The organism is Hymenobacter mellowenesis (genome assembly GCF_030581005.1).
Taxonomy (GTDB): Bacteria; Bacteroidota; Bacteroidia; order Cytophagales; family Hymenobacteraceae; genus Hymenobacter; species Hymenobacter mellowenesis.
The window spans coordinates 161,418-172,676 of the sequence record NZ_JAUQSX010000004.1; the positions used below are offsets into that span (position 1 = coordinate 161,418).

Consider the following 11,259-nt stretch of genomic DNA (forward strand, 5'->3'; position numbering starts at 1 on the left):
AAACGCATCCACGAGTCAACATTCACGGAAATGCATCGGGAAGAGAGTTCCCCTGAACGTCATCAGCCTCCGCCACAAAAAAGCCCCGCCAGTGTCTGGCGAGGCTTTTCGTTACTCAAACTACGGGGTTCATTCCTTCACCAGGCGTTTCATCACCGGGGCTTCCTGGGTGGGGAAGCGCACGGATAGATGCCGGGGGCCGGGCTGCGGTCCCGCGCCTAGTTCACCGGGTTGCCGGTGGCATCGAGCAGGGTGAGCTTGCCGTTGGCAAACTTCTTCACTTCCTCGTACTGGGTGGCTTTGTCGCCCACTACCACGTACACCAAGTCTTTCTCGGCCATGTATTTGCCGATTGTTGCCTGGAAATCGGCCACGCCCATCTTCATCAGCTGCTGCTGGTCGTCCTCCAGAAACTTCGGCGACTTGTGAAACTTGCTGATGCGGCGCAGGATGCCCAGCTTCGCGCCCTGGCTTTCGTAGGCCAGGGTGTTGCCCTTCATGATTTTGCTTTTGGCCGTTTCCACGTCGGCGGGGCTGAAGGTGGGGCCGTAGTTGGTGAGCAGCTCCCGGATGAGTTGCAGCGAGGCTCCGGTGGCGTTGGCGCGCACGCTCGTCGACACCACGAAGGGTGCCATTTCCTGCTGTTCCTGCACCGCCGAGTAGGCCCCGTAGGTGTAGCCTTTTTGGATGCGCAGCAGCTGGGTGAGGCGCCCGCTGGAGCCCGCGCCGAGCAGGGTGTTGGCGAAGGTGGCTTTGCTCATGTCGGGGTCGGTGCCACGCAGGGCCAGCCGGCCGGCGTAGAGCACCGACTGCTTGGCCTCGGGCACGTCGATGAAATACACGTTGCCGGCCGGCGCCTGGGCGGGGGCGGGCTGCTGGGCCAGGCGCACGGGCTTGGCGGCCCAGCTGGTTTCCAGGGGCTTAAGCGCGGCGGTCACGGCGTTCTGGTCGATGGCGCCCACCACGTGCACGGCCGCGCCCGAGGGCGAGATGTTGGCGTTGTAATAGGCCTTCAAATCGTCCAAGGTGATGCCGGCCGTGGTGGCCAGCGTGCCGGTGGTGGGGTAGCTCAGCACGTGGCTGGGGCCGTAGAGCAGGCGGTTGAAGTTTTGGCTGGCTATCACGGCCGCGTTGGCTTCCTGGCCTTTCAGGTTGGTGGCCAGGGAGCTTTTCAGGCGCGCAAACTCGGTGGCGTCCCAGCGGGGCTGCAACAGCATTTCCTGCACCAGGGCCAGGGTGGGAGCGAAGTTGCGGGCCAGGCAGCGTGCCTGCACCCGGATTTCCTCGGCCGTGCTGTTCACCGAAATGCTGGCGCCCAGCAGGTCGATGGCTTCCTCCAGCTGGGCCGGGGTTTTGCGGGCGGTGCCCTGCGTCAGCATCTGGGCCACCAGCGAGGCGGTGCCGGCCTTGGCCAGCGGGTCGAGGGAGTGGCCGCCGGGAATGGTGACGTCAAAGGTCACGAGCGGGATTTCACGGTTGTCGATGCCGTACACCTGCAGACCGTTGGCCAGCGCGGCGTTCCAGATGGCGGGCATCTTGAACAGCGGCGTTTGCAGGAAGCCTGGCTCGGAACGGTCGTTCTTGGTCACGGTTTTCTCGAACACGGCCTCTTTGCCCTGGCCCACGTCCTCGTTCTGCACGCCGGCCACCACCTTTTCCTGGTACACAGTGGCCAGCTGCGCGCCCGGCACCACTAGGTTTTGCTGGCCCTTGGGCACCACGCTGGTCATCACGTAGGGCTTGCCCTTGAGGTACTGGTTGTACACGCGCATCACGTCGGCGCGGGTCACGGCCTGGGCCATTTGGGCGTCTTTAACGAGGTAGGCCGGGTCGCCGGCAAACTCGTTGTCGCGGCCCATTTGCAGGGCTTTGCTCAGCACCGACTCCACGCCGGAATACAGGTCGGTTTCTATTTTGGCGCGGATGCGGGCCAGCTCGGTGTCGGAAAAGCCCTGGGTTTCGAACCGCTTCAGGCCCTCCTCAATGGCGCTGTGCACCTGCTGCAGGCTGGTGTTGGGGTTGGCCCGCACCTGCAGCGTGAACTCGCCGGCCAGCTCGCTGCTGTTCTGGTAGGCCACCACGTTGGGTGCCAGCTTCCGCTCCTCCACTATCACCTTATACAGCGGCGAGGTGCGGTTGCCGGCCAGCAGCTCGCTCAGCACTAGTAGCGCGTAGGTGTCGCGGTGATACTCCTGAATGCTCGGAAACACCATTTGCAGCTGCGGCAGGCGGGCAAAGTTGTCTTCGATGTATAGCGACTTGGTTTGGGTGAGGCCGGCCGGGCGGGGCTTGAGGGCCGGCACGGCCGGCCCCTTCTTAATCTCGCCGAACCAGCGCTGCACCTTGGCCTTGGTTTCGGCGATGTTGATGTCGCCGGCAATGACCAGCGTGGCGTTGTTGGGGCCGTAGTACTGGCGGTAAAACTCCTGCACGTCGGGCAGCGTGGCGGCCTGCAAATCGGGCAGCGAGCCAATCACCGTCCAGTTGTAGGGGTGGTCGGCGGGGTAGAGGTTCTTGCGCAGCACCTCGTTCACCGAGCCGTAGGCCACGTTGTCGTAGTTCTGACGCTTCTCGTTTTTCACCACCTGAATCTCGCGGGCCAGGGCCTCGGTGGTCACGGTCTTAATCATGTAGCCGAGGCGGTCGGAGTCAATCCACATGATTTTGTCGAAGGCGTCCTTAGGCACCACTTCGTAGTACTGGGTGCCGTCGCTCCAGGTGCTACCGTTGCGCTGCCCGCCCCACTCCTCAATGAGCTTGCGGTTGGCGCCCACGGGCGTGTTTTCCGAGTCGTTGAACGACATGTGCTCGAAGAAGTGGGCAAAGCCGGTTTTGCCGGGCTTCTCGCGGTTCGAGCCCACGTGCACCACCGTGGCGAAGGCCACAATGGGGTCGGAGTGGTCTTCGTGCAGCACCACCTCCAGGCCGTTTTCCAGCGTGAATTTTTCGTAGGGCAGCGAAAACGCGCCGGCCTTGGCCGCTGGCGTCGGCTTGGGTTTCGGCTTGGCTTTGGTTTGGGCCGAGGCCGGCGGGGCACCGCAGGCCGCCGCCAGGAGCAGGGCCGCCAGTATCGTAGTCTTGTGGCGCATCTTTTTGATTTTAAGCGGGAAGAAGAAAAAGCAATATTAGCCGTTTCTGGCATAGTGTGATGAAACCGTTGATTAGTTGCATCCCAGCTTAAAACCCGCGGGAACCCGCCCACCCAGCCCGCGGTGTGGCTGCGCTTCCAGGGCTACACCAAGCGCATCGTCCTCGGCGGGGGCGGCGGCAAAGTTGACGCCACCCCACCCGCCGGCCGTTAAGCCATCTGAAGAAACGCAAAGCCCCGTCAGCAACTGGCGGGGCTTTGCGTTTCTTCAGATGCCCCCCTTCGCGTCCCGTCTCTCAATAGTTGCTTTCCAATTAGCCAACGGAAACAGGAGATGACATACAGGTGCCTGGAACTACATTTATGGTCAGTTTTTATTCCATAAAAATTTATCCATGACGCATTCTTTACCAGTCCTTTTCTCCCAGAGGCTGCTTATAGCCTTTATCTGTTGCCTAGGCAGCGGCTCGCTGGCGGCCCAGCCGATTGTGACGGCACTGGCGCCGGCCCGGAACACGCAAATGCCCCGTACAGCCAGCGTAGGGGTAACGCTTTCGCAAGCCGTTGATGCCCGGTCTGTGCGCGCACTTCGCGTTTATAGCGCGCAGCAGGGAGGCCGGAAAAGTGGAGCGGTGGCTTTGAGCGGCAGTCAGCTCACTTTTGCCCCAGCCGCTGGTTTTAAGGCCGGCGAAACGGTGTGGGCCACCCTGGACACCGCCGCCCGGACCGTGGGAAGAGTTCCGCTGGCGCGGCCCCACGTTTGGCAGCTCACCGCTGCTGCCGCAAGCAGCAGCGGGGTATTCAGCGGAGGAACCGCGCTTACCCTGCCGGTGGGGACCAGCGCCTTGGTCTCCGGCGACGTGGACGGCGACGGCGACTTAGACGTACTGGCCCTGAATGACCGCACCCTAAGCACGCGCCTGAACGACGGCACCGGCTCCTTTTACCCCCGGCCCGACGTGGCCCTGGCCGTTGCCACCCTGGCCGCGGCCCTGGGCGATATGGACGGCGACGGCGACCTGGATTTGGTGGTGACGAGTGGCTCCTCGTCGTCGGGCACCGGGTTTTGCAACGTGTATGCAAACGACGGCAGCGGGGGCTTCACCCAGCAGCCAGCCCTGAACCTGTATTTCACGCCTTATCAGAGCCTCGGCCTGGCCGACATGGACGGCGACAACGACCTCGACGTTGTGCTGGCGTTGAGCAGCGGCACGGTGCAGGTGTGTCTCAACAATGGGGCGGGCAGCTTTCCCACGTTTACCAGCTTCAATCTGGCCGGGCTCATCGGTGTGGCGGTGGGCGACGTGGACAGCGACGGCGACCTCGACCTGGTGGTGGTCGATGCCAGCAACAGTGCCCTGGCGGTGCGCTTCAACAACGGCCGCGCCATTTTCTCGGCGGGTACGTCCGTGGCCGTGGGGTCATTTCCGGAAGCTGTGCTGCTGGCCGACTTCGACGGGGACGGCGACCTGGACGCGGTTTCCCGCAACTTCGTCCCTGCCACCCGGGTCTATTCTCTGTCCGTGCGGCTCAACAGCGGCAGCGGGGCCTTCAGCGGCGGTAGCACCGTGGCGTTGGTGGGCGATGCGAAGGATTTTGCCGCAAAGGACGTGGATGGCGATGGCGACGTGGACCTGCTGGCCACCGATGTTCAAAACAACCGGGTGGTAGTGCGCCTCAACGGCGGCACGGGGGCCTTCACGCCGGGTACGGATGTGCGGGTGAGCGCCGAACCCAGCCTGCTGGGCCTGGCCGACATCGACGACGATGGCGACGTAGACCTGCTGGCCGTTGGCTACGGCAGTTCCCTGGCCAGCAGCACCACCGAAATAGCGGTGCGCCGCAACGGCGGCAACCCAGTCCCGGCCTACGCCGTGACGGCCGTGGCGCCGGCTGCCTACCGCCCGGCGGCGCGCACCACCGCCGTGAGCGTCACTTTCCCGGCCGCCATGAGCAGCGCCGCGGCTTCGGTGGCCAGCCTCAGGGTGTTTGGCAGCCAGGCGGGGGGGCGCAAAGCGGGCGTGGCGGCGGCCGTTGGCAGCACGGTGAGCCTGGCGCCCGCGATGCCTTTCCGGCCCGGCGAACTGGTGCGGGCCACCGTGACCAAGGCGGCGCGCAACGCGGCCGGGGTGCCGCTGGCGGTGCCCTACGTGTGGCAGTTCACGGCGGCGGCCACGGGCGGAACGGGCCAGTTCAGCGGCGGCAGCGACCTGGTGTTGAGCGGCAGCTACCCGTGGTGCCTGCGCTTGGCCGACGTGGATGGCGACTACGACCTGGATATTGTCAGCAGCTACGGGGCCACGGCCGGTGTGCAACCGACCCCCGTGCTGGTGCGCCTCAACAACGGAACCGGCATATTTGGCGCGCCCACGCCCTTGTTGGGGGCCACGGTGAGTGCCGCGCAGTTTGAGTTTGGCGACGTGGACAGCGACGGCGACCTGGATTTTGTGGGGGGCACCACCACGGCGCTGCAGCGGTCGAGCCCGGTATGGCTGAATAACGGAACGGGCACCTTCGTTGCGGGTGGCAGCATCGAGAACACGCCGGCCGGCGATTTGGGGCTCGGTGACCTGGACGGCGACGGCGACCTGGACATGGTGGTGTACGGCGGGGTGCGGCTGAACGACGGGCAGGGAAACTTCTACGGGCATGGGGCGCTGAACCTAAACGTTCGAACCTGCTTTCTGGCCGATTTGGATGCCGACGGCGACCTGGACCTGCTGATGGGCTACTCCGGGGCCCTCGAAACCTACCGCTACCTCAACGACGGCACCGGTGCCTTTGGGCCCCCCGCCCCGCTCAACAACCGTGCGCTGGTGGACGACTATCTGGTGAACGACTTCGACGGCGACGGCGACCCCGACCTCGTGCTGCCCGCCAGCAGCGGCGGCACGGCCGTGTGGGCCAACAACGGGAGCGCCACGTTCAGCAGCGGCCCGGCCATTGGCACCAGCGGCGAGTACCCGCTGGCCGCTGGGGACGTGGACGGCGATGGCGACCTGGACGTGCTGACGACCGGGCGCTTTGCCGGCACCAACCTGCTGCTCAATAACGGCCGGGGCGTGCTGAGCGCGGGCCCGGCGGTATTGAATTTGAGTGTGGAAAGGGCTGCCCTTGGTGACCTGGACGGTGATGGCGACCTGGATGCCGTGGCGGTGGGCTATTCCATCAATAATGCGGCTACTCAAAGCTATAACTCCTGGCACATTCGCTTCAATGGCACCACCGTGAGCGCCAGCAAGGCGGCTCAGGCAGCGGTGGCGCTACAGGCGTGGCCCAACCCCGTGCAGGCGGGCACCGCGTTGCGGGTCAGGCTGACGCGACCCGCGTCCGGTGCCACCCTCACGCTGCAAACCCTGCTGGGCCAAACGCTCCGCACCCAGTTGTGCGGCGACGGGGAAACGACGGTGTCCACCGAGTCGTTGGCGCCGGGCATCTACCTGCTGACGTTGCAGCTAGCCAGCCAGGCCCCGGTTACACAACGGGTAGTCATTCAATAAATGAAGCTTTCCGCTATCTGCCTCCAGGGCTGCCCCTGGCTCATTGTGCTGGGCGGGGGCGGGAGCATCGGCGCCCCCGCCCCAAAGCCGGCCGCCGAAGCCGCGAGCGAAACGAAAGCCCCGCCGGCAGCTGGCGGGGCTTTGGGGGCCGCATGAACAGCGCCGCGGGCCGCGCTGGCAGCGGCCGTGCGCCGGGACCGGCTGTGGGCCCGTGTCCTGCCGCCTTGCGGCCGGTGAAAGCGGCTTCCGGGCCCGCTGCCAGCGGAGCCACACTCCGTGGGGGCCCACCGACTTACCGGCTGCGGTCGTTCTCATGCCGCAGTAGGGCAGAAATGGGAATGCCTTGTATTTTTGGTTGGTCATTGAAGTTTTTGCTTCAGTTCTTGTGTCCGATAACCATGCTTTTACCGCTATGAAGAAAAACTGCGCCTGGAGCTGGCTACTGCCGTCCCTGCTCAGCCTGCCGCTGGCCGCTACGGCCCAATCGGTGGGCATCGGCACCACCACCCCCGACCCGAAGGCGGCCCTCGACATCTCGGCCACCGGCAAGGGCCTGCTTATTCCGCGGATGGATTCGGTGACCCGCGTGGGCATTGGCGCGCCGCCCGATGGGCTGATGGTGTTTCAGACCGACGGGCGCAAGGGTTTCTGGTACGCCATGAGCAACACCTGGCTTTACATCCCCGACAAAACCCGCTCCGGCGACAACCTCGGCAACCACACCGCCACCCAAACCTTCGACCTGAACAACAAACGGCTGACCGGGGCGGGCACCTCGTCGCTGGGCGACTCGACGGCCCAGGTGGAGCTCAGCGCCTACGTGCAAGGCCCCAGCGCGGCCCTGATTACACGCAGCAAATCCAACCGCTTCTTCAGCCGGACCATGCTTTCCGGCTACGGCCGGGGGCCTTATGGGCAGGACATCGACTACGCCGTGTGGGGCAACGCCTACCGCGCCGAAGGCTGGGGCGGCGTGTTTTCGGCGGGCAAGCCCGGCGGGCCCTACCGCTGGGTGGGGCTGGCCCAGCACCCGGGTTACGTGGGCGCCGGTGGGGTTATCCGCATCGTGGACGGTAGCCAGGGTACGGGCAAGGTGCTCATGTCCGACGGCGTGGGCTACGGCACCTGGCAGAACCCCAAGGCCAACGCCAACTTCGACCTCGGCCCCTACTTCCTGGTGGGCAACGGCGGCAGTGTGGGCCTGCGCATCAGCAACACCGGCAACGTGGGCATCGGCCCGGACGTGCCGCGGGGCAAGTTCGACGTGAACGGCGGCGGCGACGCCTACCTCGTGGACGACCCCAACAACGGCAGCAGCCAGAGCGTGTACCTGCCCGGCCACCTCTACCTGGCCCCCTATAGCGGCACCAGCGGCACGGCCTACGTGCAGGCCCGCGTGCCCAGCCCCGGGGCCGGCACCAGCATCGGCCTGAACCTGCGTACCACCAACGCCGGCAACCTCGTGGAGGCCTTGGCGCTGAGCGCCAACGGCGACGCCCGCTTCGCCGGCACCCTGGCCCTGGACCTGGCTATGGGCTACTCGGATTACACCCTCGGCGGCAACAGCTACGGCCAGTTTACCGCCACCTGCCCTGCCGGCACTTCCCTGGTAACCGGGGGCGGGGGCCACCGCGACTTCAACAGCGCCCAGCAGGACATCACCGTCAACTTCAGCGCCCCGGACCCCAGCGCGCCCAGCACCACGTGGCTGCTGCGCGTGAGCAACAGCAGCGGCAGCTCGCGGGCCATTCGGGTGTATTGCAACTGCGCCCGCATCCGGTAGGGGGCGGCAACTACTTGGCCGAGGTTTGTGGTCCGGACCAAAGGTTTGTGGTCCCGAACGAAGGTTTGTGGTCCCGAAGCGGTTGGCGGGCGTCTGGAGCGAAGGTTTGTAGTCCCGAAGCGGTTGGCGAGCATCCGGAAGCGGTTGACGAGCATCCGGAAACGGTTGGCGGGCGTCCGGAAGCGGTTGGCGAGCATCCGGAAGCGGTTGGCGGGCGTCCGGAAGCGGTTGGCAGTTGTCGGGAGGGAAGGGGCAGCAGGCGGAGCGTGAATAAAAGCTTAGCAATGCCTAAATATTCGCTACGTTTGGCAGATACTTCTACCCCTAACGCTCAGCGATATGGACAACAACAAGCTCGACGCCCAACTGCGGCGCGACACCGCCACCGCCGCCGGCCTGCAAGCCGACAAGGCCCTCTACCAACCCCTGGAAGACGACATGGCGCCCCTGCGCGATGAGCACGCCGCCAACCTAACCCAAGCCCGCCTGCTGGAAGACGCCGTGATGGGCGACGACAGCGCCACCGCCACCCAGCAAAAGGCCAGCGCCAAAGCCTTGCTCAAGGCCCTGGCGCCCCGCCTGGCCGCCGCCCTGCAAGGCTACGCCGCCAGCAAGGCCAACAAGGACGAAGACCTGGCCGGGCGCGTGCGCACCTCCCGCTCCGACCTGGCGGCGGCCGGCGATGCCACCTTCGCCACGCTGGTAACGGCGCTGCTGAAGGAAGCCCAGCCCCTGGCCGCCCAGCTGGCCAAGCGCGAGTTCACGGCCGACGACCTGGCCGAAACCGCCAAGCAGCTGGCCCGCTTCGAGAAGAAGCAGGCCGGCCAGCGCACCGCCGTGGTGGCCGGCGCCACCGACCGCAAAACCCTCATCGCCCTGCTGGCCCGCAATGCCAACCTCATCAAGGAAATGCGCACGCAGCTCAAGGCCTACGAAAACTCGCCCACCAAGCACGAGGTGTGGCTGCGCTTCCAGGGCTACACCAAGCTCATCGTCCTCGGCGGGGGCGGCCCCAAAGGCGACCCCGACGCGAAGAAGCCCGCCTAAGCCGCTGAAGAAACGCAAAGCCCCGCCAGTTGCTGGCGGGGCTTTGCGTTTGAGGTTAATGAGAAAAAGCTGAAGTGCTATGATTATAATGAATAGTATCAAGGTAGGAAACGATTTTTACCACTCCAGCATATTCTTTATGAAAGTCACTAAGGTCTTTTAGGTTTTTATTATACCAATCTGCAGGGTCAAAAGTAGCGTGAACATTTCTATGTCGATTCTTGACAATTTCATTTAAAAATGAAACATCTGAATCAGAAAAAAGTCCTGCTGTCTTGCCTTGTAAAATATCAAAATTTATTTTTGCTATCATCTCATCTCTTATTAATGTAAATTCTGGATTATTAAATTTTTTTAATTCTGATGAAAGTGCTGTGAGTTGTGTATCTGTATCACCTCTCATTTTACAGCAATTGTAAATGATATGCTTTATAGCGCCCTCAATAAACCTTGTAGCTAAGACGTAGGCTGTGATGTTCAACAAAGACTGAATTTTTATTGTTGCATGGCTGTCTGTCTTTAATTTTTGAATAGCTGCAATGTTATTATCCAAGTCAGCCTTATATGTTTCGAGGTCAGGAGCGTTAAATGGCATTACTTCAGTCCTAGAAAATAGTTTCTCGCTAAATCAATCCTGCCCGTTACGTTTGCTTCCGAAGAAGTGCTATATGTTACGTACTTTCTGTAAGTCTCATCAGCTATAATTTGCTGATGCTTCTGCTTTAGATTTGCATGAGATTTGCGTGAGGTTATGATTTGCGCTATACTCACCATCACAGAATCACAAACTGATTTGTTGATGGTGCTGACTAGCTTGAATGCATTAGGTCCAATCTCATGCAGAATTAAATCGACTGTTGCTTTGAACAGTTCATTGTTTGAAGCAATGAAATCATGGTTGTTTTTATTGTTATCCTGAAAAGTTGAAAGAAACTCTCGCATGGATTCTTTGTAAACTGACAACCCATGAAAAAGCGCGAAGAAGCGTAATACAAGTTCAACATCTCTTAGGCGTCGCTCTGGAAAGGGTTTTCCAATAAGGATACGCCAGTTGTTGTAAGAATTCAGTTCAATTATCTGTTTGTTGAATATGCCGGTATAGACACAATTCCTGATTTCTTGGTCTGTCAGGGGCACACCACCCGTGTTTAGTCTATGAAAAAGGTCGTGTACAACTCTAGGGCGAAAATTAATGTCCTCGATGATTGTTGTGTTTAGCACAGCGTTGTTGATTCTACGCTTGTATTTTGCGTCTAGCTCAGCAAATGTTTTGCCATTCCATTCCCTGTCCTTTAATCCCTTTAGGGTGAAAATTGCGGATTTCTCGTTGCTTATAAAGCTGCCTGTGATAAAATAGTATGCTGACTTTAGTCGCTGTTGTCCATCAATTACAATATAGCTTTCGTCTTCCTTGTCTTTTCCAAGAAAAATGCTAGGAATGGGTAATCCGGTGAGTAGAGAATCAATGAAAAGACTTGCGCGATTTATGTCCCAGACAAAGTCGCGTTGAAATTCAGGTTTTAAATTTATTTCTTCATTATCAATTTTTAGTTTTAATACTTCAACGGTGTTAGCAATGTTGTACGAAACTATTTTAGCTAGGTCTGCTACAGGGGATTCTTCAGCTGGCTCGTTTTCATCGTTTTCAAATTCGATTTCATTGGGGTCTTGTTTGTATTCAGAGATATTCATTAGTGTTAAGAAAAAAAGTTTTGACAATTAGTTTTGTAGAAAACGGTTTGTGATTAAGTGCGATGCTAATGTAGCGCATATCATCTGCGCTTACTAGAAAAGCAACTCGGATTTGAAAAAACATTTGTTACAAAAAAGCCTCGCCAGAC

General features: G+C 60.9%; 6 protein-coding genes. 3 read left to right on the forward strand and 3 right to left on the reverse strand.

The genetic code is table 11. The features are described from left to right. Positions 1 to 218 precede the first annotated feature (218 nt). Complete coding sequence (locus Q5H92_RS09255; RefSeq protein WP_305011231.1) at positions 219 to 3,089, reverse strand: M16 family metallopeptidase; 2,871 nt, start codon at positions 3,087 to 3,089, stop codon at positions 219 to 221. Positions 3,090 to 3,483: 394 nt separating this feature from the next. Here Q5H92_RS09255 and Q5H92_RS09260 point away from each other — a divergent pair, with 394 nt between their 5' ends. The 3 genes from Q5H92_RS09260 to Q5H92_RS09270 all read left to right on the forward strand — a co-directional run bounded on the left by Q5H92_RS09260 (position 3,484) and on the right by Q5H92_RS09270 (position 9,418). Then, a complete protein-coding gene (locus Q5H92_RS09260; protein ID WP_305011232.1) occupies positions 3,484 to 6,588 on the forward strand; it encodes an FG-GAP-like repeat-containing protein in 3,105 nt (1,034 codons plus the stop codon). Positions 6,589 to 7,000: 412 nt separating this feature from the next. Next, entirely contained in the window at positions 7,001 to 8,371 is a 1,371-nt protein-coding gene (locus tag Q5H92_RS09265; RefSeq protein ID WP_305011233.1) for a phage tail-like protein, read from the forward strand. Positions 8,372 to 8,710: 339 nt separating this feature from the next. Continuing rightward, positions 8,711 to 9,418 carry a hypothetical protein gene (locus Q5H92_RS09270; protein ID WP_305011234.1) on the forward strand — a complete coding sequence of 236 codons (708 nt, stop codon included), beginning with the start codon at positions 8,711 to 8,713 and terminating at the stop codon, positions 9,416 to 9,418. 55 nt (positions 9,419 to 9,473) lie between these two features. Here Q5H92_RS09270 and Q5H92_RS09275 read toward each other — a convergent pair whose 3' ends face one another. Next, complete coding sequence (locus Q5H92_RS09275; RefSeq protein ID WP_305011235.1) at positions 9,474 to 10,013, reverse strand: hypothetical protein; 540 nt, start codon at positions 10,011 to 10,013, stop codon at positions 9,474 to 9,476. After that, the gene (locus tag Q5H92_RS09280) at positions 10,013 to 11,110 is read right to left on the reverse strand and encodes a DUF262 domain-containing protein (protein WP_305011236.1); all 1,098 of its coding nucleotides are present in this window, start codon (positions 11,108 to 11,110) and stop codon (positions 10,013 to 10,015) included. Before Q5H92_RS09280 ends, Q5H92_RS09275 begins: the two co-directional genes overlap by 1 nt. Between the last annotated feature and the right edge of the window lie 149 nt (positions 11,111 to 11,259).

Bases quoted from the DNA above. Each gene is read 5' to 3' on its own strand.
- Q5H92_RS09255 (WP_305011231.1), bottom strand. From the start codon at position 3,089: ATGCGCCACAAGACTACGATACTGGCGGCCCTGCTCCTGGCGGCGGCC.
- Q5H92_RS09280 (WP_305011236.1), bottom strand. From the start codon at position 11,110: ATGAATATCTCTGAATACAAACAAGACCCCAATGAAATCGAATTTGAA.
- Q5H92_RS09270 (WP_305011234.1), top strand. From the start codon at position 8,711: ATGGACAACAACAAGCTCGACGCCCAACTGCGGCGCGACACCGCCACC.
- Q5H92_RS09265 (WP_305011233.1), top strand. From the start codon at position 7,001: ATGAAGAAAAACTGCGCCTGGAGCTGGCTACTGCCGTCCCTGCTCAGC.
- Q5H92_RS09260 (WP_305011232.1), top strand. From the start codon at position 3,484: ATGACGCATTCTTTACCAGTCCTTTTCTCCCAGAGGCTGCTTATAGCC.
- Q5H92_RS09275 (WP_305011235.1), bottom strand. From the start codon at position 10,013: ATGCCATTTAACGCTCCTGACCTCGAAACATATAAGGCTGACTTGGAT.